The sequence below is a fragment of the Saccharibacillus qingshengii genome, assembly GCF_013185195.1.
Classification (GTDB): Bacteria; Bacillota; Bacilli; order Paenibacillales; family Paenibacillaceae; genus Saccharibacillus; species Saccharibacillus qingshengii.
Genome location: NZ_JAAZWC010000004.1, coordinates 71,265 through 92,422 on the forward strand (window position 1 = coordinate 71,265; position 21,158 = coordinate 92,422).

At 59.6% G+C, this 21,158-nt stretch carries 17 protein-coding genes; 11 read left to right on the plus strand and 6 right to left on the minus strand.

Annotation, left to right across the window (positions count from 1 at the left end; genetic code table 11):
• Window positions 1–99: 99 nt before the first annotated feature.
• Window positions 100–1,146, plus strand: coding sequence for a glycosyl hydrolase family 18 protein (locus HRQ60_RS05235; protein WP_172194583.1), 1,047 nt, complete (start codon window positions 100–102; stop codon window positions 1,144–1,146).
• Between the two features lie 125 nt (window positions 1,147–1,271).
• Complete coding sequence (locus HRQ60_RS05240) at window positions 1,272–1,829, plus strand: hypothetical protein (protein ID WP_172194584.1); 558 nt, start codon at window positions 1,272–1,274, stop codon at window positions 1,827–1,829.
• Window positions 1,830–1,928: 99 nt separating this feature from the next.
• Here HRQ60_RS05240 and HRQ60_RS05245 read toward each other — a convergent pair whose 3' ends face one another.
• From HRQ60_RS05245 to HRQ60_RS05255, 3 genes are all read right to left on the minus strand, one after another.
• Entirely contained in the window at window positions 1,929–2,468 is a 540-nt protein-coding gene (locus HRQ60_RS05245) for a DoxX family protein (protein ID WP_172194585.1), read from the minus strand.
• A 305-nt stretch (window positions 2,469–2,773) separates the two neighbouring features.
• Window positions 2,774–3,508, minus strand: coding sequence for a TetR/AcrR family transcriptional regulator (locus tag HRQ60_RS05250; RefSeq protein ID WP_172194586.1), 735 nt, complete (start codon window positions 3,506–3,508; stop codon window positions 2,774–2,776).
• Complete coding sequence (locus HRQ60_RS05255; RefSeq protein ID WP_172194587.1) at window positions 3,501–4,736, minus strand: MFS transporter; 1,236 nt, start codon at window positions 4,734–4,736, stop codon at window positions 3,501–3,503. The genes HRQ60_RS05250 and HRQ60_RS05255 overlap by 8 nt, the downstream gene beginning before the upstream one ends.
• A 194-nt stretch (window positions 4,737–4,930) precedes the next feature.
• Here HRQ60_RS05255 and HRQ60_RS05260 point away from each other — a divergent pair, with 194 nt between their 5' ends.
• The 3 genes from HRQ60_RS05260 (at window position 4,931) to HRQ60_RS05270 (ending at window position 7,849) form a co-directional block, all read left to right on the plus strand.
• Window positions 4,931–6,394, plus strand: a complete 1,464-nt coding sequence (locus HRQ60_RS05260) for a DUF3999 family protein (protein WP_172194588.1) — start codon at window positions 4,931–4,933, stop codon at window positions 6,392–6,394.
• A 14-nt stretch (window positions 6,395–6,408) separates the two neighbouring features.
• Window positions 6,409–7,086, plus strand: coding sequence for a DUF4085 family protein (locus HRQ60_RS05265; RefSeq protein ID WP_172194589.1), 678 nt, complete (start codon window positions 6,409–6,411; stop codon window positions 7,084–7,086).
• A 64-nt stretch (window positions 7,087–7,150) separates the two neighbouring features.
• The gene (locus tag HRQ60_RS05270; protein WP_172194590.1) at window positions 7,151–7,849 is read left to right on the plus strand and encodes an NAD(P)H-dependent oxidoreductase; all 699 of its coding nucleotides are present in this window, start codon (window positions 7,151–7,153) and stop codon (window positions 7,847–7,849) included.
• A gap of 102 nt (window positions 7,850–7,951) precedes the next feature.
• Here the strand turns inward: HRQ60_RS05270 and HRQ60_RS05275 are convergent, their stop codons facing one another.
• The 3 genes from HRQ60_RS05275 to HRQ60_RS05285 form a co-directional block, all read right to left on the minus strand.
• Complete coding sequence (locus HRQ60_RS05275; RefSeq protein WP_172194591.1) at window positions 7,952–9,112, minus strand: WD40/YVTN/BNR-like repeat-containing protein; 1,161 nt, start codon at window positions 9,110–9,112, stop codon at window positions 7,952–7,954.
• Between the two features lie 213 nt (window positions 9,113–9,325).
• Window positions 9,326–10,957, minus strand: a complete 1,632-nt coding sequence (locus tag HRQ60_RS05280; protein ID WP_172194592.1) for a formate--tetrahydrofolate ligase — start codon at window positions 10,955–10,957, stop codon at window positions 9,326–9,328.
• Between the two features lie 183 nt (window positions 10,958–11,140).
• Entirely contained in the window at window positions 11,141–12,556 is a 1,416-nt protein-coding gene (locus tag HRQ60_RS05285) for a family 43 glycosylhydrolase (RefSeq protein ID WP_172194593.1), read from the minus strand.
• Between the two features lie 281 nt (window positions 12,557–12,837).
• Here HRQ60_RS05285 and HRQ60_RS05290 point away from each other — a divergent pair, with 281 nt between their 5' ends.
• The 6 genes from HRQ60_RS05290 to HRQ60_RS05315 all read left to right on the plus strand — a co-directional run bounded on the left by HRQ60_RS05290 (window position 12,838) and on the right by HRQ60_RS05315 (window position 21,138).
• Complete coding sequence (locus tag HRQ60_RS05290) at window positions 12,838–14,163, plus strand: extracellular solute-binding protein (protein ID WP_172194594.1); 1,326 nt, start codon at window positions 12,838–12,840, stop codon at window positions 14,161–14,163.
• Window positions 14,164–14,166: 3 nt separating this feature from the next.
• Entirely contained in the window at window positions 14,167–16,023 is a 1,857-nt protein-coding gene (locus HRQ60_RS05295) for a cache domain-containing sensor histidine kinase (RefSeq protein WP_172194595.1), read from the plus strand.
• Complete coding sequence (locus HRQ60_RS05300; protein WP_172194596.1) at window positions 16,016–17,638, plus strand: response regulator; 1,623 nt, start codon at window positions 16,016–16,018, stop codon at window positions 17,636–17,638. Before HRQ60_RS05295 ends, HRQ60_RS05300 begins: the two co-directional genes overlap by 8 nt.
• A 188-nt stretch (window positions 17,639–17,826) precedes the next feature.
• Entirely contained in the window at window positions 17,827–19,140 is a 1,314-nt protein-coding gene (locus tag HRQ60_RS05305; RefSeq protein WP_172194597.1) for an ABC transporter substrate-binding protein, read from the plus strand.
• A 153-nt stretch (window positions 19,141–19,293) separates the two neighbouring features.
• Complete coding sequence (locus HRQ60_RS05310) at window positions 19,294–20,229, plus strand: carbohydrate ABC transporter permease (RefSeq protein WP_172194598.1); 936 nt, start codon at window positions 19,294–19,296, stop codon at window positions 20,227–20,229.
• Window positions 20,230–20,325: 96 nt separating this feature from the next.
• Window positions 20,326–21,138: a carbohydrate ABC transporter permease gene (locus HRQ60_RS05315; RefSeq protein ID WP_172194599.1), complete on the plus strand. Its 813-nt coding sequence runs from the start codon at window positions 20,326–20,328 to the stop codon at window positions 21,136–21,138.
• The last annotated feature ends 20 nt before the right edge of the window (window positions 21,139–21,158 follow it).

Here is a 21,158-nt window from a genome sequence, read left to right on the forward strand (position 1 = left end):
GATTAAATAACTGCACGGCGCATGAAGCGGGATCGTCGATAAGGCGATAGCCGCTTTTTTGCGTTATACGGATGAATCATGAAAGGGGGAGTGCCGTCGATGATCGTTCGCAAGATCGCAGCCGCCGTATTGGCGGCAGGGCTGCTTATAGCCGCAGGACCTACGAACAAAACGGCGAATTCGGTGCAGGCCGATACGAATCCGGTCGTACTCGCTTATTACACGGACGAATCGGACCGTTCGCTTGAACGTTACCACAAGCGCTTCAATCTGCTGTCCACGGATACGCTGAATACCGACGGAAACGGCAATCTGGTCGGGCACGTGCCGGAGAAAGCACTGGCGGCGGCCGACCGTTACGGCATGGAAGCTTATGCCCTGGTATCGAATTACGGGGAGAACGGCTGGGACGGAGACATTGCCCGCCGTGTGCTGAACGAACCGGAAGCCAAGATCCGGCTGATTCGCAGCATGCTGCGTACGGTCCGGACACACGATTACGCCGGGATCAATATCGATCTCGAAGAAGTGCGTCCCGAAGACCGTGCGGCGTTCAGCCGTTTTGTACGGGACACGGCCAGGGAGATGCGCAAAATCGGCAGAAAGACGATGGTGTCGGTGCCCGCCAAAACGGAAGACGATCCGGAGAACGGCTGGTCGGGCGCTTTCGATTACAAGGCGATCGGACGCGAAGCGGACTGGATTCAGGTCATGACGTACGACGAGCACGGAATCTGGGGCGAACCCGGTTCTGCGGCGGGGCTTGCGTGGATGGACGCCTCGCTGAAATTCGCCGCATCGCAGACCGAACCGTCCAAGCTGCTCGCCGGTCTTCCCGCTTACGGCAACGATTGGAATCTCTCCGATCCGGAAGACCAAAGCGGCGGTCTGCTGAAATGGACGGAAGCGCGGCAGATCGTGCGGACGTTGAAAAACGCGGGAATACGCGATCCGAAATCGCTGTCCATGAGTCTTCGTTATACCGCGCCGGGCGGAGATCGGCATGTGCTCTGGTACGAAGACGCATACAGCATCAAGGCCAAAGCGCGGCTGGTCGAGAAATACGGCCTGGCCGGCATTTCCGTCTATGCGTTGGGGATGGAAGACGACAGCTTTTGGAGAGCGCTGCAATCGGGACTGAACTGACTCGGAATGAGAGGCAGCATAAAATACGAAAATACCTGCGCGGTATCTTCTCTTTATCTTCTTATTTTAATCTCTAAAATAAAAGATAAGAAGGCCGGTCGAACCGGTCAAAAGGAGGAGAACACGTGCAAAACGGAAAAAGCGAAGAGATGATCCGGATCCGGGTGCTGCCCGAGGAAGCTACGGAAGTCGCGGAATGGGCCGGACTGATGTTGAGCGAACTGGTGGGGAGCGAGGTGCCGGGAGACGGAACACCGGTCCGACTGCGTGATCCCGAGCGGGCCGCCGAGCTGCTGGAGCTGCTGATGCTGTGCACGGAAGAAGGCGCCGATGCTTCTGCCGCGCTCGTCCCGGCGATGAAGCTGTGCGAAGCGGAGCCGGCTGCCGAAGGTTCGAAGGCCGGTTCGTACCCGGAGGAGGCGTTCACGAGCAGAGCTGCGGACTCTGCCGCGCAGATGCCGCAGACAGCCGACTGGCATCCGTACTATGGAAGCGGCGCCCCGGACTTTGCGGACCCGGAGCCGGACTCGGCTTATCGCAGTCGGGAAGAGCACGAATCCGTTCTGATGGCAGTACGGTTCGGCGCTTCCGCCCTGATCGATCTTGCGCGCAGCCACGGTCTGGATGTGCCGGAGCGTCAAGCCGGAGGCCGGGGTCATGCTGCCGGTTCCTTCCGGTCTTGAGTTTCCGCCGGATCTTCGTATTCAACAAAAACAGGTCTCCTTCGGCCCATGGGCCAATGAAGGAGACCTGTTCGTATTCGCGCCAGCTCGGGAAGAAGGTTAAGCCGCGTCTGCTGTTTTTTTGCCGTTCATGGCGTTGTTTGCTTCGTCGGCTTTGTTTTTGCGGCCCCAGACATGAGCTCTGAGGTAAGGAATCACCCAGCGGTCCAGACCGATTTTGCCGGCGTTCAGAGCGGCCACGACGATGAAGATTTCCGCCAGGATCAGGTAAGGGTTGGTGCTGACCGTACCCGAGAAGAGGAAGGCGAAGTTCATGACCATGCCCATCAGTGCGGCGAAGGTAGTGAACGTTCCGAGGATCAGGCCCAGGCCGACCGCGAATTCACCGATCGGAACCAGGACGTTGAACAGGCCGACATTCGGGATGGCGAAGTGTTCCAGGAAGCTTGCCCACAGAGGCTGTACGGCAGGGTGGTCGCCGCCCGCTTGGGCCAGAGCGCCCTGCATGAAGCCCGAAGCGTCGAACCCGCCTCCGGTCAGCTTGCCCCATCCGCCGGTGATCCATTTGAAACCGATGTACACGCGCAGGACGGTCAGCATCCACATTGCCACTTTGTTTGTTCTCAGCCAGTTGTTCATTTTTTCCACTCTCCTATGAGTTTTATGGGCCGCTGAAGCGGCTCTGTTTGTTTTTGGTTGATGATCATCTCTTCCATGTCCTTATCTTAAATTAAATCTTAAATTTGAAATGTGATAAATATCACAAACATAGATTAAATTTAAAATAAATGTTCGGTATGCCCGGATCGCCCGATGCAGCTGCAGTTTGGAGCTGCATCGAGACGTTCCGACCCGCGCCAACAGCCCCGTTTCCTATAGAAACGGGGCTGTTGGCGCATGCAAGCGTCGGACTGCAAGATGAAGGAAGATGAGCCGGACTTCGGCTAACCGGATCGATCCGTACGGCGCAGCGAATCGAGAATCATAGCGATGAAGCGCCGGGAGATCGCTTGGCGCCGGCTGTCCGCAAGAGCGGCTTCTTCCGCGGCTTCGGCATCGCCTTCTTCGCCTTCGGCGGCATAGGACAGACACAGCTTCTGCAGCAGGCCCATCATGGCGGTGAAGACGAATTCGCCGGTCTCGTTCAGATCCAGGTCGGAGCGCAGCGAACCGTCCCGGATTCCGGCCCCAAGCGCATCGTTCAGAAAATGCTGCCGCTTTTTCTCCAGAATAAAAGCCCGGTAGCGGCTGCTGAGTGCTTTTTCCGGCGGATAAGCGTCATAATGGAGATCGAACAGCAGAATGAATTTCATATAATTCCGATTGCGCGCAGCATATACGCTCCACGCTTCGAGCATCCGATGCAGCATGGCCGCACCGTCCGTTGGATAGGTGAATTCCCCGCCGCTCGCGGGATCGGGCTCCGAAAGTGCGGCGGATTGGGAGGCCGTCTGCACGGATGCCGTCATATGTTCCAACGCTTCCATCTGCACTTCGAAGGCCAGCTCGTCGATCGATTCGAAATGCTTGTAATACGTGACGCGGCTGACTCCGGCAAGTTCGCAGACGTCTTTGACCGACACGCCGGGAAAAGCACGCTGCAAAAACAGCGTCCGGCCGGCGGCGATCAGGTCTTCCCGGTTCTGCTGCTTGCGGTGTTGGTGCCAGGTTTCAGTCATGAACCCTCTTCCGTTTCGTGGCCGGCTTATTCGCGCGATTCCCGGTCAGGAACAGCGCCGCCAGCAGAATCAAAGCTCCCAAAATATAAGGCAAATTCAGCTGAACGTCAAACAGCCAACCGGCGAGCAGAGGGCCGACGATACTGCCAAGACTCGAATAAGTCGTGTTGAGACCGGCCGCATAACCCTGACGGTCTTCCGCCGCATTGGCGATCAAGGTCCCGACAGTAGGCCGAAGAAAAGAGTTGAAAGCGAAAAAAACGGCCGAAACGATCAGCAGGTATGCCAGATTGAACTTGACCAGCATAAGCAGCAGCGCGGCCGAGGCCAACACAAGCGAGAAGCGGATCAGCCGGATCTCGCCGTACCGGCGAACCGCCCGGTCCAGCAGCCAGATCTGGCAGACGATGCCGATCACCGCTCCGAGCGTAATGACGATCGAAATGCTGCGCGCATCGAATCCGTATTTCTGCTCCACAAAAAGCGCGTAGACCGTCTCGTAATTGATCAAGCCAAGCGTCATGACAAAGACGAGCAGCAGGTAGCGGAAATACGGCGTGCGGAACGAATCGGAGATCTGCCGCAGGATCGGTTCGCGCCTGCGCGTTCCCGCTGCGGCCCGTTTCTCCGGCGTAAGCGTTTCGCGCAGCAGAAGCGACAAGCCCGCCGCCAGCAGACTTAGAGCCGCTGCGCAGTAATAAGGGACGCGAATACCGAATTCGGCAATGAGTCCGCCCAGCCCGGGACCCAGCACCATGCCGAGGTTCATGGCCGCTCCGAGATAACCCATGCCTTTGGCCCGCGTGGCGGGCGTCGTGCTGTCGGCGACGTACGCCATGACGGAAGGGACCATCAGGCCGAGCCCGATTCCGCCGATGAATCGCGCGGCATACAGAAGAGGCAGCGTATGGCCGATCGCAAACAGATAATCGGAAACGACGGTGAACAGGAGCCCTGCGACGATCAGCTTTTTGCGTCCGAGTCTGTCGGACAGCTGTCCGCCGATCGGAGAGAAGAGGAACTGCGCCGCGCCGAACGCGGCGACCAGATAACCGGCCGCCGTTCCGGCCGCATCGAACTGCTTGAGATAGTCGGGTAGGATCGGAATGACCATGCCCTGTCCAAGCAGCGCGATAAACAAGTTGAGCATAAGGACAAACATAGGCAGGCCGATTTTGGCCGGGGTGCCCGGATCGGTACCGAGCGGGGAAGGCCGGGAAGAAGACATGGACAAGCTCCTTTTTATATGGTTTACAGTGTGTAATCTTTCGGCCTGCCCAGCATACCTTTTTTTGCGGACAAAGTAAATGCGGCTTTTTGCCTTTGGCTTGAAAGAAACCGGACGGAAAAGGGTAACAGGACATAAGAGATCCGTCTACCGGAACAGGTGGACAATCCGGAGGATCAAGGAGGAAAGTCGGAATGGGAAAGTATGGATCCGGATTTGCAAAAAAGAAGCTGGGGGCCGCGCTGTGCGCAGCTGCCCTGCTCGGCGCCTTGGCGGGGCTGCCGGAAAGTAGGGCGCAGCAGGCGTCCGGCTCCGCGGGCGTTGAAAGGAGTCCGGACTTGGCGGAGGAATCGGTTGGAAACCGGCTTGAGGCGGCCGCCTTCAGCGCCCGGCCGCAGGAAGAAGAAGCCGAATCGGGCACCTGGGCGTTTGCCAAAGAGATCCGGCTTGCCGACGTCTCCCGGTATCAAGCGCTGTATCTGGACGCCGACGTCTACGGGCGGTCACAGGAGAATCTGGGCGATGTCCGAATTGTGGACGCTTCGGGCAGGTTTGTGCCGTACTATACGGACTCCGGCGAAGAAGGCAAGCGGGGGCTCGACCGTTATTATCCGCTGGAATTGATCAAAAGCACGCCCGGCAAGGACGTAACGCGGTTCGATTTTCGTGTCATTCCGGCTTCCAACCCAGAAAATTTTCGCGGCAGCCGGCTGACTTTTCCGTTATCAAAGGGCCCTTTTCTCAAAAAAATCAGGGTGGAGGGCAGCAAAGACGGCAAAGGCTGGGAGCCGGTGACCGAGGGCGAGCTGTACACGGACGGAGAAACCAAATTCCGCAATGTCATCGAGCTGGACGAGCCGGCCGGCTACGGGTATTACCGTTTGAACGTGCCGAACGCCGGAGGGAAGATTGAACTGACGGACGGAATGCTGAGCGATGTCGGTGCGGCTGTCAGCGGGCAAGCGTTCCGCCGGGCGAAAGAACTGCCTTTTAATGTGGAGACGCTTGCCCGCATGTCGGAGGTCGTGATCTATAACGCCGATCGGCTGCGGATCGATCAGATCCGGTTGAAAGCTTCCGCGTCGGACGGTTCGGGGGAATTCAGCCGGATCTTCTATGTGAACCGGGCCAAAGGCACCGGCGCCAATACCCGGATTCTGTCGCCGACCCGTCTGAACCGCCTGCAACTGAACGGCTTGAGCGTCGAGGATACGCAGATCCGGCTGGCGGAGCCGATCCTGAACGAGAAGCCGAGGGTCGTGATCGACAACGCCGGGAATCCGCCGCTGAATATCGAGGCGGTTGAAGTAGGCTACCGGGTCGACCGGCTCATATTCGAAGATACCGGCGCAGGCCCTTACCGCCTGCTCTACGGAGCGGAAGGCCAAGAGAAGCCGCAGTACGATACCGAGGCTTTGCGGACCGGGATCGTGAGCCCGGCTCCGGCACAGGCACAGCTCGGGCGGGAGGAAGCAGCGGCCTTTGCAGCGCCGGACGCAGATCCGCTCTCGGGAGCCGAAGGGGCAGAGCCTGTACAGGCTGAACCCGGACCTATCGTCGGAGCGGGCGATTCGCTCCGCATTCTGCTCTATATCGTGTTAGGCGGCGTAGGACTGCTGCTGATCGCAGTGCTGAGTCGGAAATTGAGGAAGAAATGAGGAGAGAGCATAGCATGAGATTTTTTACGGAAGAGTTCGATCGGGAATTGCAGTTAAGCAGTCTGTTAATGGTACCGCTGACCCGCGAAGGCTGGGATGAAGAATTGGCGTTCTGCCGCGAGATCGGAGTCGATTACGAAGAACAGGCCCATGTGAGTCTGCAGCACGGGCGCAAGGAGCTGCTGGAGATCCTGCCGGAAGAGATGCATCCGTATGTGCTCGACGGGACGCTCAACCAGCCTTATGCGCCGCCGGAACTTGTCCGGCTGCTCGCCGCCTGGCGGGAAGACTTCGAACGCCGCCGGCAGGAGCTGGGGCGGGCTGCGAGAGAAGCGTACGCATCGATTCGCGAACAGCTTCCGGCTTCCGCTCGGGAACTGCACGAACATTCGCTGCATGATGCCCAGTTCGTCTCGTGCAGTGTGCTTCCGGGCCGGCAGATCGAGCTGGTACTGGATACGACGACGATGGGCAAAGCCATGGCGCCGCCGACCCGCCTTCTCTTCTCGGGGGTGTCGGACGCGACCCTTCCCAATGATCTGGATCGCGCATACTGGTACGGCGAAGAATTCGAGCTGTCGCCGGCCGGATTCGCGCTGTCTGTTCTGCTGCAAAAGGAAACCGGCGGATTTACCGAACTTCGGATCGAAGCGGAGCAGCTGGAATTGGGCTGGGCGGATTCCGGGGAATGAATCGCATTCCCGTACGAATGTAGGTTAAAATAAGCGGGAGAACAAGAACGAAGGAGGCCTTTCTATGACCGACCCATTCAAGTCCGGACCGGACGCCTACGCGGCAGCCAAAAGCCAACTGCTGGACGCTTACCGTTTCCGCCACGCGGTCAAAGATTTTGATCCGGCGCGCCAAGTAACGGCGGCGGATTTTGATTTTATTCTGGAAGCCGGCCGGCTGTCGCCAAGCTCGTACGGCTTTGAGCCGTGGAAGTTTGTAGTCGTGCAGAACCCGCAGCTGCGCAGCAAGATCGCGGTGCATGCCGGCGGAGCGCGCCGTCAGCTCGCTTCGGCCAGTCATGTTCTTCTGGTTCTGGCCCGCCTGCCGCACGATATGACGGCGGACTCCGACTATATCTCGTACATGCTAAGCGACGTGCAGCGTCTGCCGCAGGAGATCTCCGACATGAAGCGCCGCACATACGATACGTTCCTGCGTACCGGCTTCGCGCTTCAGGGCAACGAGCGGGCGATGTTCGAATGGGCCTGCCGCCAGACGTATCTGGCGCTCGGCAATATGATGACGGCCGCCGCGATGATCGGGATCGATTCCTGTCCGATGGAAGGCTTCGTCAAACACGAAGTCGAACGGGTACTGGCGGAAGAAGAGCTGCTGGACCCGGACCATTTCGGTCTGGCATGCATGGCCGCTTTTGGCTACCGGGCGGGCGAACCGACCGAGAAGACCCGCCGTTCGGTAGACGAAGTGGTCGAGTGGCGGTAAGCGGCTCGGAATAAGGCGGTAAAAAAAACGTAGGAAAGCCCCCTGCACCGCCGATCGGTGCAGGGGGCTTTTGGGTTGAGCTTTTCCGGAACCGCTTGGGACCTAATACGGCCGATAAGCGGTCATCCACGTTTGCCCGTCGTCGCGCGTACGCGTCAGATAATCCTGTCCCTCTACCGTGTGGCCGATGACATAGCCGCTGCCGCTCTTGAAAGACTGCGCAGAGCCCATGTCGTAGCCCGCATCCGGTTCGTGAACGAACGTCCGGCCGCCGTCGCGCGTAATCATCAATCCGCCCTCGACCGGTCCGGCTCCGGGAGAAGCGGAGAGCCACCCGGTTTGCCCGTCGACGAAGTCCATGCCCGTGAGCAGGGGACGGTGGCTGCGGAGTTCGCCGTTCACCATACGCCAGCTTGCGCCTCCGTTTGTCGTCCGGTAGAGAACGCCCGTTATCGTGCTGGGATCGTCCGTCAGAAGGAAACCGGTCTTGGCGTCGACAAAATCGAGTGCGGCACTGCGGAATTGACTGCTGTCGCTGTTCTCGTTGGTCGGGCCGACCGTCAACTGCTCGGACCAGGTGCGCCCGCCGTCGGAAGTATGCAGGACCGAGACGACCCGGGCATCCGGGTTGTCTTCATGCGGCGGCATCGTTCCGGCTACCCAGCCGCTGCGGGCATTTGCGAAGGAGACGTGCGTAGGGACGAAGTCCTGCCGGTCGAACACGGTTTTCGACCAGGTTCGGCCATTCCGGGTCACCAGAAGATCCGAGCCGACGATCGCGTACGCCGATTGGGGCCCGGCGGCAGCCAGAGCGTTCTCGCGCAGGGAAGAAGCCGGATAGGTGCCGTCTTGGCTCCACTGGATCTTCCAGCTCTTCCCGCCGTCCGTCGTATACAGCAGACGGGCCCGGGAATAGCCGGTGACCGTTCCGGCGGTTTTTCGGGGGGACTCATAGACGAGCGCCCAGCCTTTTTGCGCATTCGACAGACCCAATCCGGCCGCATAATCCCCGGGGATTTTGTGTTTCGTCCAGCTGCGGGTTCCGTTCTGGGTAACCAGCAGCTGCAGCGGCTGTTTGCCTTTTGGCGTAGAATCCGAGCGGATGATCCAGCCGATGGTTGCGCTCAAGAATCGCATCTGCTGCAGCTGTATGAATTTGGCGTCCGGCTGTTCCGTTGGGGTTCCGGCTGCCGTCAGGATTCCGGCTGCGAGAATTCCTGCTCCCAGCAGAGGCAGAACGCGCTTATTCGGTGTTTTCTTCATAGGGGTCAGCTCCTTTTTTGTCTATTTTCCTACTTCTTCCATTCATATTCAAGTTTCGCCCTTTGTTACCGTCAATGTCGGTATCGGTTCTGTAATCGAAAGAAGCAAAATCGCGTCGACGAATCCAACAATCCGCACCCAAAAAAAGGAACGGAAACCGGTTGGTCGGTTTCCGTTCCTTCATGTATGGACCGGTTTCCGGTCTCTCCTCGCTTACAGCAGTCCTTCGATCGTTCCGTCCTCCGCCAGTTTCATTCGCGCGGCGGCCGGCACTTTCGGCAGACCGGGCATGGTCATCGTATTGCCCGTCTCGACGACGACAAAGCCGGCTCCTGCGGACAGCGATACGCGGGAGACCGCAACCGTAAAGCCTTCCGGTGCGCCAAGCAGCGAAGGACGGTCGGAGAACGAATACGGCGTCTTGGCCATGCACACCGGCAGACCGCCGAAGCCCAGACGCTCGAACTCCGCAAGCGCCCTGGACGCCGACGGCGCATAAGAGACGCCGCTGCCGCCATAGAGGCGCGTGACGATCGCTTCGATCTTGCCGCGCAGATCAAGCGTCGGTTCATACAGCGGCGCGTAAGACGCCGGCTGTTCGTCCAGCATCTGCAGCAGACGCCGTGCCAGCGCTTCGCCGCCTGCGGCCCCTTCGGCCCACACATCCGACAGTTCGGCCGCAGCGCCCATTTCCCGGCAGGCGTCCAGTACGAGAGCGATCTCGCTCTCGGAGTCGGCGGCAAAATGATTGACCGCGACCAGAACGGGAACGCCGAACAGCCGCAGATTGCGCAGATGCCGGCGCAGGTTGCCAAGTCCCGCGCGAACCGCTTCCGTGTTCTCCGCGTCCAGGTCTTTGACCGGCACGCCGCCGTTGTACTTGAGCGCTTTGACCGTCACCACAAGCACCGCCGCATCCGGCTTGAGCCCGGATTGGGTGCATTTGATATCGAAGAACTTCTCTGCGCCCAGTTCCGCGCCGAAGCCTGCTTCCGTCACCACGATATCGCCCAGTTTGAGCGCCGCCTTGGTGCCGATTACGCTGCTGCAGCCGTGCGCGATATTGGCGAAGGGACCGCCGTGAATAATCACCGGCGTACCGTCCAGCGTCTGGACCAGATTGGGCTTGATCGCTTCCCGAAGCAGAATCGCCATGCCTTCCACGGCGTTCAGGTCGCCCGCGGTCACGGTTTGGCCTTCGCCGGTATAACCGACAATCATTCGGGCAAGCCGCTCCTTGAGATCGTCGGCGTTCTCGCTGAGACACAGGACGGCCATGACTTCGGAGGCGGACGTAATCAGGAATCCGCTCTCCTGCGGCAGTCCATTGCCTGCACCCAGGCCGGTTACGATACTGCGCAGCCCGCGGTCGTTCATGTCGACGGCTCTTTTCCAGACGATCCGTTTGGGATCGAGGCCAAGTTCGTTGCCGTGGTAGACATGGTTGTCGACCAACGCGGCCAGCAGGTTATGCGCCGAAGAAATGGCGTGCAGATCGCCGGTAAAATGCAGATTGATCTCTTCGGCCGGAACGATCTGCGCCCGTCCTCCGCCGGTCGCGCCGCCTTTCATGCCGAAACACGGACCCAGCGACGGCTCGCGCAGCGCGGCGACCGTCTTCGTGCCCAGAGCATTGAGCGCCTGCGACAGCCCGATCGTGGTCAGCGTCTTGCCTTCGCCCGCGGGCGTGGGATTGACGGCGGTAACCAGCACCAGCCTGCCGTCCGGGCGCTCTTCGAGTTCTTTCGTCAGCGAAGGATTCAGCTTCGCTTTGTACCTGCCGTAGAGCTCCAGATGCTCTTCGTCGATGCCGGCTCTCGCGGCCACTTCAACAATCGGTTTCATGCCGGAACAGTACCCCCTGCTTTGGATTGATACGCACAAGGGGTATTATCGTTGATCGCTGCGGGAGAAGCAACGAAGTTCGTCACGTGGCCCAGCCTCCGGTGAGGTCTGCGCAGAATGGGTCCGCCGGACGATTTGCGGCAGCAGAACTGCGCAGCCGCGATGAAGAACTTTGCCGGAACCTTATTTCCCGATCCGGAACAGATCGAAACCGTCGATCTCCGCGTAGCCGTTTCCTTTGGAGAAACGGATCGTATGCTTGCCTTTGTCCAGCGTCATTTTTTGTGTCGAGGTACCCCAGTTGTCCCAGCCCTGGTTCGTCACGAAGAAGTCGCTGGCCGGTCCGCCGTCCACGGACAGCTTCAGGGTCGACCAGCTGCCGCCCGCCGTTCCGTTGCCGGTGCGCGCATAGAGGATGTACGTACCGCTTTTGTCCACCTCGACGTCGACTTCCACATAGCTTTCTTCGTTATCGATGTAACCGACTTTCGCGCCGCCCGAACTGTCCGCGTGCTGCGACACTTTGGCCGTACCGGCGAGCCGTCCGTCTTCCGCTTCGTAGCGGTCGCGCTCCGGTTCGCCGGAAGGCAGCGGAATCGGTTGGTTCGGATCAAGCGGAATGCCGAAGTTCGGCGTCTTGTCCGCGTTCCAGGTGAACGGCTGCGTGCGAATCTCGCGGTCCCAGCCGGAACCCTGTCTTTTGGCTGCGTGATAGACGATCCAGTCTTCCTGGCCGTCCGGCGACGTCGTGAAGCTGGCATGCCCCGGTCCGTAGATGCCGCCGCCCGTCTTGAACACCTGATCCGGCCGTTTGGTCCACGAAGCCGGGTCCAGCAGGTCGCTGTTGTTCTTGGCTGTCAGCAGGCCAAGCGAATAATCGTCCGTCCAGCTTCCGCTGGCGGAGTAGACGATGTTGATCTGATTGCCTTTGACGAGAATCTGCGGGCCTTCGTTCACGTTCGGGGTATGGTTCGTCTCCCATTGATACTCGGGCCGCGCAATTTCGACTCTCGGCGAATCGATCGTCCACGGATTACTCATGCGCGCGATATACAGGACCTGCCGCACGTTCTCGGTGCCTTCCCAGCCCGACCAGACGAAATATGAGATGCCGCGCGCTTTGAACACCGTGCCGTCGATCGCCCAGCGGTTGGTGGAGTCGGTAATCGGACCTTTGTCGACCCAGGTGCCTTTGAGCGGATTAAGCGACTTGTTCTGCATGACATACATCCGGTGATTGGCGTTGTCTCCGTCGTCCTTGGCGTAATAGATGTACCAGGCGCCGTCGATCCGGTGAATTTCCGGCGCCCACACGTTCTGCCCGCCCGTCTCCACAACCGTCGTCTCCGCCGCGTCGATGCCGGTCAGCGTTTTGGAACGCCAGAGCGTCACGTTGCCGCCGGTCGTTTTCGTGAAATAGTAGTAGCCGTCCGCGTGCCGGTACATGAAGGGATCCGCGCCGTCCTGCATAATGACGTTATAGAAATCGTTCTTTTCCTGGGCCGGAGCCGCCTGCGCCGCGTCGAAACTTCCACCGCTCAGCGTCGTGCCGAGCAGCAGCACCGCAAGTCCTCCCTTGAGCCATGTTTTTTTGTCCATTTTCTGGTCTCCCTTCGAATTGTGGTGTATTACGAACAACTTAACGCAAGGACCGGGCCGAGAACAGGACGGATCTTTGGAGGCAGCAGTCTTATTTTTTGGGAAAAGACTTGCGGTCTTGGAGGTATGGACATATTTTTAGGTATAGACGGTATTTTGGGAAAACAGCGGAAAAGCGGCGTTTGCGCTCCGATCGGATTTAGAATGGACGCAGAGCGTGTATAAGGACAATAAACGGACAACGCGGCGACCGGATGCCGGGAACGAGGAGGAGAAGCGGGATGGGCCGCTCTAATTTTTGGTATGGAAAAAGAACCCCGCTGTGGCTCGTTCCCGTGCTCGCAAGCGGGGTACTGGCGCTGGGGCTGTGGCTGACGGACAATCATGAAAGCGGATACGAAACGCCGGCTGCTGCGGAAAAGACGGTAGCCATCGAGTTCTGGACCCCGTTCAGCGGAGGAGACAGTTCGTTCATGAACGCGCTGGTCGCCCGGTACAACGAAGAGAATGAAGACGGGGTCTTCGTGCGGATGAACAATAACAAGCTGGACGATTATTATACGAAACTGTCGACCGCGATCGTAACGGGGGAAGCCCCGGATGCGGCGATCGTGCACGCTTCGAAATATGCGCAGTATGTTCCGGCCGCATTCGTTACGGAGATCGGAGAAGAAGAAGCATCGGAGAACGGGCTGGACTGGAACGGCTACAATCCGAATATTCTGCGCAGAACGGTGCTGGACGGCGTCCATTACGGCATCCCTCTGGATGCCCATTTCGGGGTGCTGTATTACAACAAGAAATGGCTGAAGCAGGCGGGACTGTATACGAACGGGAAAGTGAAGCTTGCCGGGGGAGAACAGGGATTCACGGATTTTCTGAAAAAGATTCGCGCGAACGTCCCGGAAAACGTGGCGCCTCTCGCCGTGCCGAATATCCGGATCGATTCGCTGTGGCTCTGGTGGTCGCTGTACAGCCAGATCGACGGAGGCGGGCGGCTCTACACGGCGGACGGAAGGCATGCCGGACTGAATATGGAAGCGGCCGAACGTTCGCTGGATTACGTCGATTCGCTGTACCGGGAAGGCCTGATTCCGCCGGATATCAACGATGCGACGAGCCAGTTCGCGCGCGGGGAAGCCGCGACGCTGTTTCTCGGCGTCTGGTCGATCGGTCTGTTCGAGCAGGCGGAAGATCTGGACTTCGGCGTCATGCCGCTGCCGCAGATCTATGACCGTCCCGCTTCGTGGGGCGACGCCCATACGCTGGCGCTGCCCGCGCAGGCGGAAGGCGGCGATCCATTGAAGCGCCAGGCGGCGCTGAAATTCGCCGCCTGGCTGACCCGCCGCGGCGATGTCTGGGCGCAGGCGGGGCATATCCCGGCGTATGAAGCGGCTGCGCACTCGCCGGCATTCCTGGCGCTGCCGAATCGCAGCGATTACGCCGAAGCGGCCGACGATGTAGCTTATTTTCCCGATCATCCCAAGCAGGGGCGGGTCAGCGACGAGCTGGTCGTCGAGCTGGAGAAGCTGTGGTCGGGCAGTCAGACCGTAGACGGGATGCTGAGAGAAATCGGACCGAAAATCGACCGGATTCTGGAGGAATAAGCGATGGCCAACCTTACGGAATTGTTCAAGAAAAGCGGTCGTCCGGAATACTGGAAAAGGCTTTACCGAAAAGAAGCGGGACTTGCAAACCGCAGCCTGGCCTTCAAGCTGATCGGCATCAACTTGATTCTGATCGCCGTTCCGCTGCTGCTCTCGTCGCTGCTGAGCGGAATCGGCTACTCCCGCGCGGTGGAGCGCAATGTCGGCGCGTACCAGGCGGACGCCGTACACGAGTTCAGCGCCAATCTCGACATCTATATGAACGAACTGGGGCTGCTCTCGGTGCTGCCTTATCAGACGCCCGATCTGCTGGATTATCTGGAGCGGCGGGAAGCCGCCGAGGCAAGCGTCTACGAGGAGCGAATGCTGCTGGAGGAGTTTATGCGGCGTATCCGGGTCAACGGAAGGGTCGATACGATCGGAATTACCCTGCAGGCGGAGAAAGTCCGTTCGTACGTCGAGCCGCCGGACAGCCCGGGACGTTTTACCGAGGAAGACGATCCCGATCTGGGAACATTCGCCGACGCGGCGGCTTCCGGCAAAGCGGTGTTTGTCGGTCCGCATTCGCTGAAATCCGATAACGGTTCCACCTATAACGTATTCTCGGCCGTACGGGTCATCCGCAGCCTGGAGAGCGGAGAGCGGCTGGCCGTCCTGAAGATCGATGTGCCAACCAGCGACCTGCGCGAACGAATCTCGAACCTGTCGGGAAGCGGCGAACGCTCGGTAGCGGTGCTCGACGGCAGCGGCGCTCCGATCTATGCGAACGGCAGATTCCCCGACTCGACCGGCAGTCTCTCCGCTTACCGGGGAGAAGGGACGGTCACGCTCGGCAGCGGGCGTTCTTCGATCCTGATGACTTATGTGACGTCGCCGGTGACCGGCTGGACGGTGCTTCAGGCGGTGCCGATGAGTATTCTGCTCAAAGATGCGGATACGGTCAACCGTCAGATGCTGCTCGTCGGATTGGCCTGTCTCGCCGCTTCGATTCTGGTCTCCATCTTGTATGCGCTGCGGATCACCCGGCCGCTGAGCCGGCTTCGGCAGTCGATGAAGCTGGTCGAGAAAGGGCAGTTCGGCATCTCGATTCCGGTCGAAAGCGAAGACGAGATCGGCCACTTGAGCCGCACGTTCAATCTGATGGTTTCCCGGCTCGGCACGCTGACGTACCGGCTGTACGAGACGGAGATCCGCGAGAAGAATGCGGAGATCGCTTCGCTCCAGAGCCAGATCAATCCGCATTTTCTGTACAATACGCTCGGCTCGATCAGCATGTACGCCGAACTCGAAGGCAACCGCGAAGTGGTCAGTATGACCAATCATCTGAGCGCCCTGCTGCGCTACAGCATGGGAGGCGGACGCGACGAGGTGACCGTTCGGGAAGAGATCGAGCATATTCGCGGATACCTGGCGATTCAGAGTATCCGGTACGAAGAACGGCTGCGCTACCGGATCGAAGCGCAGCCGGGTTTGATGGACAGTCCGATTATTCGCCTGACTCTTCAGCCGATCGTGGAGAATGCGATCGTCCACGGCTTGGAACACGGAAGCGGCGAAGTCGGGATCGTGATTGCGATCGGCTTGGGCGAAGGGCGTATCGTCATTTCCGTGACGGACGACGGTCCCGGTATGGGCGACGAAGAGCTGCGGCGGCAGAACGCCAAGATGGAAGAAGGCCTGCTGCCGGAAGGACCGGGCGGCCACGGACTGGTGAATGTGCACCGCAGGCTGGTGTTGAAGTACGGATCGGGCTTCGGCGTAAGGCTGGAGCGGGCGTCGCCCTGCGGCATTCGGGCTTCGATCCGTCTGCCGGATCTGCGGGAACGCGAACTTGAAGAAGGGAGAGAACGCCATGGATAAACGAAAAGTATTGGTCGTGGACGACGAAGCGATCTTCCGCCGGGGTCTGCGCCATTTGATCGGAACGTCGGATACGAATTGGGAAGTCATCGGAGAAGCCAAAGACGGCCTCGAAGCGCTCGAAGAGATCGAGCGGACGAGGCCGGAACTTGTCATTACGGATATCCGTATGCCGCGTCTCGACGGGATCGGGCTGCAGGAACAGCTGCGCGAGCGTTACCCGGAGATCCGCTGCTTTGTACTGAGCGGATACAACGATTTCCGCTATGCGCAGAGTTCGCTGCGCTTCGGCGCACGGGATTATCTGCTGAAGCCGATCGACAAGGCCGAATTGTACCGGGTACTGGAGCAGGTGGACCGGGAGCTGCTGCAAAAAGAACTTCGGCAGGCGGAGCGTCTGCCCGAGCGCCGGGTTCCGGCCGTGCTGACGGAAGAACGGGACCGGCTGCTGGACGGACTCGTCCGCGGAGAGCTGCCGCATGCGCATCCGGGCGAGCTGCGCGAAGCCGGCATCGAGTTCGAACGCGGCGTCTACGGCCTTGTGGCCGAACTCGACAAGGATTCGGTCGAGCCGCTCCGCTACGAACAGCAGGAAGCGGAGCTGTTCTCGCTCTACATTCGCCAGTTTATCGAAGAAGCGCTGGCCGGGAACGTCCCGGGGTTCGTGTTCCGGCGCGGCGGAAGCGTGGTCGCGCTGCTGGACGCGGAGGTCTCCGCGTCTTCGCTGGCGGAGCTTGCGGAGCTGGCCCGGCATATGGCGGGCCGGATCCGGCGCGAAGCGAATCTGACGATAACGATCGGAATCGGCGGCGGGGTACACGGCGTCGAGGAGATCTCCAAATCGTACGGCGAGGCGAGAATCGCCCTGCTGTACCGGCTGACGTCCGGCGGCAACCGGGTGCTGCTGTATGAAGACCCGCCCCGCCAGGAACCGGGGGCGGGCCGAACGCCGCTGACCAACCGCGGCTATCTGGAGCAGGCGCTGCTCGAAGGAGAAGGCGTCGATCTCGGCGAGCGGGTGCGCGAAGGCATTGCCCAGCTGTGCGACTCGGGCGCAAGTCCGTCCGTGATCCACGAGCAGGTCTGTCGGATGCTGCTTGAAGCGTACGGTCTGGCCGTAGACCGCGGAGTGCAAGATGACTGGCCGGAAGGCCGGGATATCGGCACGGCGCTTCAGGGCGCGCTTGCGCTCAGCTCGAAGTCCGAGCTTGCCGCTTACTGCGCGGGTCTGCTGCGCTCGCTTCAGACGCTTGTCCGTCAACGGGACGAAAGCGGCGGTCTGCACGCTGTGGACCGGGTCGTCCGCCATATCGAAGAACATTACGCCGAGCCGATCACGCTCGGCAGCATGGCGGAGCTGGTCTTCTTGAACGCTTCGTACCTGAGCAGCTTGTTCAAAGCCCGGCTCGGCCGTTCCTTCGTCGAGATCCTGACGGAAGTGCGCGTGCGCGAAGCGTCCAGACGGCTGCTGCATACCGACGACAAGATCGCCTCCGTCGCCTACGGGACGGGTTTCTCGAATATCCGGCATTTCAACCGCGTCTTCAAAGCGGAAACCGGGCGAACGCCCAAAGAGTTCCGCGAAGCGCTGAGACCGGACCGGGCAAACGCTTAAAGCGGCGGTTTGGCCGGAAGCTGCCGCCCGAATGTCTCCCGCTATCCCCAAATATATGTCCACTGCGCCTAAAGAAGCGTCATTTTACCGAAGGCTCCCCGGCCTTATGATTGATTTGTAAGCGTAATCAACAGAGAACGCGGGGTTCGAGACGACGGTTGGACATTTATCCAAAGGGAGGCACGAAGATGAGAAAAAGACACATGTTCCAAACGGCGGCCCTTGCCATGGTGCTGATGCTGGTACTCAGCGCCTGCGCGGCCGGAGGACCGGGAGCCGATACGACGACCGGCACCGGAGAGACGGGCGGCGAAGCGCCGGCCGGCAAGACGAGTATTTCGTTCTGGACGCCGTTCAGCGGCGGCGACGGCGAATTCATGACGCAGATGATCGAGAAGTTCAACGCAGAGAACCAAGAGATTCACGTGGAACAGCTCGCGAATCCGGCGGGCGATTATTACACCAAGCTGCAGACGTCGATGGCATCGGACCAGGCGCCGGACCTGATGGTTCTGCACTCCTCGCGGATGCCGCAGTTCGTTCCGGCCGGTTTCGTGACCCCGCTGGACGAACTGGCCGCCGAGAGCCAGGTCGATTGGGGCGAATTCAACCCGACGATTCTGGAGTCCACCATCTATGAAGACAAACATTACTCGATTCCGCTCGATACGCATGCGATCGTCATGTATTACAACAAGGATCACCTGGAGAAAGCGGGCGTGCTCGGCGAAGACGGCAAGCCGGTCTACGATCCGACGCCCGAAGGCTTCACCGAGTTTCTGACCAAGATCAAGGCAGCCGTTCCGGCCGATGTGGCTCCGCTGGCACAGCCGGACGTCCGTACCGACTCCTACTGGATGTTCTGGGGCTTCTACAACCAGCTCACCGACGGAGGCAAATTCTACGACGAGAGCGGCAAAGCCGCGCTCAACAATCCGCAGGCGCTGCAGGCGCTCGAGTATGTGAACAGCCTGTATACGTCCAAGCTGATCCCGCCCAAGATCAACGACGCGGTCAAGCTGTTCCAGGACAAACGCGCCGCCGTTCTGACAACGGGCGTATGGAGCACCGGTGCGTTCGAGAGTATCGACGGACTGAACTTCGGCGTAGTGCCGATGCCGCAGATCTACGACCAGCCCGCAACCTGGGGCGATTCGCATACGCTGGCGCTGCCGAAGCACGGAACGGAAGATCCGGCCAAACAAAAAGCCGCGCTTACATTCGCCAAGTGGTTGGCGGACAACGGCGAGCTGTGGGCCAAAGCCGGTCATATTCCGAGTGTGACCAAAGTGCTGGATTCGCAGACGTTCAAAGACATGCCGTACCGCAGCGATTACGCGGCATCGGCCGACTTCGTCAAATACTGGCCGCGTAACGACAAGCAGGGCCAGATCAACGACAACGTCATCAAAGAGTTCGAGAAGATGATGGCCGGCAAACAGGACCCGCAAACGACGCTTGAGAAAGCGAATGCCGTGATCGACAAAACGACGGGCAAATAAACAGGCGATCGAAAAAGAAGGAAGCGGATGTGCGGGCCTGCCGCCCGCCGCTTCCTTTTTGATCCTTCGGCTTGCAAAACGTATTCCCGGATCCCGATTCCGGTCCGGACTTTCCGGGCTTCGGCCCCCAATCCGAAAGGAGTGACCGCAACCATGGCTTCCAAGACACTATCCAGCAGCAAGAATACGGGAGCGAGTGCCCGTTCGCCGCGAAGCACGCTGCGCCGGCAGGGCTGGGTAACCGGCGTTCTCATGGTTCTGCCGTACACGATCTTCTTCCTGCTCTTCTCGCTGATCCCGATCGTTTACGGATTCGGCGTCAGTTTCTACGACTGGTCGCTGCTCGGCGACAAGACGTTCGTCGGGCTTCAAAATTATACCAATCTGATGCAGGACGAGGAATTCCGTACCAATCTGCTCAATACGGTGCTGTTCACGCTCGTCAGCGTGCCGCTGATGACCGGGCTTGGCCTGCTGCTCGCCGTACTGGTGAACAGTATCCGCAAAGGACAGGCTTTCCTGCGTATCGCGTTCTTCATGCCCTACGTGCTGTCCGTATCCGTCATCTCCAGTATCTGGGTCATCTTTCTCCAGCCGTACACCGGCCTGCTGAACCGTATTCTGCGCGGGATCGGCTTGATCAACAATGAAATCTTCTGGCTGTCCGATTCGACGCTGGCCTGGGTTTCGATCATCATGGCTACGTTGTGGTGGACCATGGGGTTCGTGTTCGTCCTGTTCCTCGCCGGGCTGCAGGATATTCCGGAATCGTTCTACGAAGCGGCCGGGCTTGAAGGCGCAAACCGCTGGCAGACTTTCCGTTACGTGACGTTCCCTTCGCTGTCCCGCGTGACCGTATTGGTCGTGATCCTGCAGACGATCTCTTCGTTCAAAATCTTCGGCCAGTCCAAGCTGATTACCGGCGGCGGGCCTGCGGGAGCAACCAAGACGGTCGTGTTCTCGATCTACGAAAACGGCTTTCAGACTTTTCAGATGGGCTATGCTTCGGCGATCGCGTTTGTCCTGATGCTGGTGATCCTGGTGATCTCGCTGCTTCAGACCTTCCTGATGCGCAAAATCGGCGAATAGCGTTCGGTTAAAAAAACGAAGCCGAAACGCGGCACCGCGCCGGACCAAGTCCGGCCTTCTGCCCGTGTCGGCAAATGGTTCAAGGAGGAGTGTACGATGCTCGATCGAATTTATCCTTATGTTGTGCGTGTCGCGGCCGTTCTGCTGGCCTTCATGTTCCTGACCCCGATCGTCTGGATGCTGTCCCTGTCGCTCACCCCCGAAGGAGGGCGATTGTTCGGAAACGGATTTAACGTCTCGTTCGACAATTATGCGACCGTGCTGAACCGTGCGCCGATCTTCGGCTGGATGGGCAACAGCTTGATGGTCTCGACGATCACGACGGCGCTTGTCCTGCTGCTTGCGTCGATGGCGGCTTATTCCTTCTCCCGGATCCGGTTTCCGGGCAGCCGTGTGCTGTTCGTCCTGTTCCTGTCGGCCATGATGATTCCCGGCGAAGCGACGCTGATCCCGCTGTATCTGCTGATGCGCGACGCCGGCCTGCTCGGTACGCGCGTCTCGCTGATCCTGCCGGCGATCGCGGGTCCGATGGGGATCTTCATCATGAAGCAGTTTTTTGACGGACTGCCCAAAGACCTGGAAGAAGCGGCGCGTATCGACGGAGCCGGCTTCTTTAAGATCTGGTACCGCATCTTCCTGCCGCTGTCGCGTCCCGCGCTTGCCGCGCTCGGTATTTTTACCTTCATCGGTGCCTGGAACGACTACGTCTGGCCGCTGATCTCCATTTCGGACAAAGCGTACATGACGATCACGCTCGGCCTGCCGATGTTCCAGAGTTCATACAACCAGGAATACGCGCTGCCGATGACCGCCAACGCGCTCGCCGCTATTCCGGTGCTGATCGTGTTCCTGATTTTCCAGAAGCAGATCATCAGAGGCATCGCGTTCACCGGCGGCAAAGAAATGTAACCGCGATCCATGCAGGGCCC

Bases quoted from the DNA above. Each gene is read 5' to 3' on its own strand.
- HRQ60_RS05250 (WP_172194586.1), bottom strand. From the start codon at position 3,508: ATGACTGAAACCTGGCACCAACACCGCAAGCAGCAGAACCGGGAAGAC.
- HRQ60_RS05315 (WP_172194599.1), top strand. From the start codon at position 20,326: ATGCTCGATCGAATTTATCCTTATGTTGTGCGTGTCGCGGCCGTTCTG.
- HRQ60_RS05265 (WP_172194589.1), top strand. From the start codon at position 6,409: ATGAGATTTTTTACGGAAGAGTTCGATCGGGAATTGCAGTTAAGCAGT.
- HRQ60_RS05275 (WP_172194591.1), bottom strand. From the start codon at position 9,112: ATGAAGAAAACACCGAATAAGCGCGTTCTGCCTCTGCTGGGAGCAGGA.
- HRQ60_RS05295 (WP_172194595.1), top strand. From the start codon at position 14,167: ATGGCCAACCTTACGGAATTGTTCAAGAAAAGCGGTCGTCCGGAATAC.
- HRQ60_RS05255 (WP_172194587.1), bottom strand. From the start codon at position 4,736: ATGTCTTCTTCCCGGCCTTCCCCGCTCGGTACCGATCCGGGCACCCCG.
- HRQ60_RS05260 (WP_172194588.1), top strand. From the start codon at position 4,931: ATGGGAAAGTATGGATCCGGATTTGCAAAAAAGAAGCTGGGGGCCGCG.
- HRQ60_RS05290 (WP_172194594.1), top strand. From the start codon at position 12,838: ATGGGCCGCTCTAATTTTTGGTATGGAAAAAGAACCCCGCTGTGGCTC.
- HRQ60_RS05285 (WP_172194593.1), bottom strand. From the start codon at position 12,556: ATGGACAAAAAAACATGGCTCAAGGGAGGACTTGCGGTGCTGCTGCTC.
- HRQ60_RS05245 (WP_172194585.1), bottom strand. From the start codon at position 2,468: ATGAACAACTGGCTGAGAACAAACAAAGTGGCAATGTGGATGCTGACC.
- HRQ60_RS05270 (WP_172194590.1), top strand. From the start codon at position 7,151: ATGACCGACCCATTCAAGTCCGGACCGGACGCCTACGCGGCAGCCAAA.
- HRQ60_RS05235 (WP_172194583.1), top strand. From the start codon at position 100: ATGATCGTTCGCAAGATCGCAGCCGCCGTATTGGCGGCAGGGCTGCTT.
- HRQ60_RS05280 (WP_172194592.1), bottom strand. From the start codon at position 10,957: ATGAAACCGATTGTTGAAGTGGCCGCGAGAGCCGGCATCGACGAAGAG.
- HRQ60_RS05305 (WP_172194597.1), top strand. From the start codon at position 17,827: ATGAGAAAAAGACACATGTTCCAAACGGCGGCCCTTGCCATGGTGCTG.
- HRQ60_RS05300 (WP_172194596.1), top strand. From the start codon at position 16,016: ATGGATAAACGAAAAGTATTGGTCGTGGACGACGAAGCGATCTTCCGC.
- HRQ60_RS05310 (WP_172194598.1), top strand. From the start codon at position 19,294: ATGGCTTCCAAGACACTATCCAGCAGCAAGAATACGGGAGCGAGTGCC.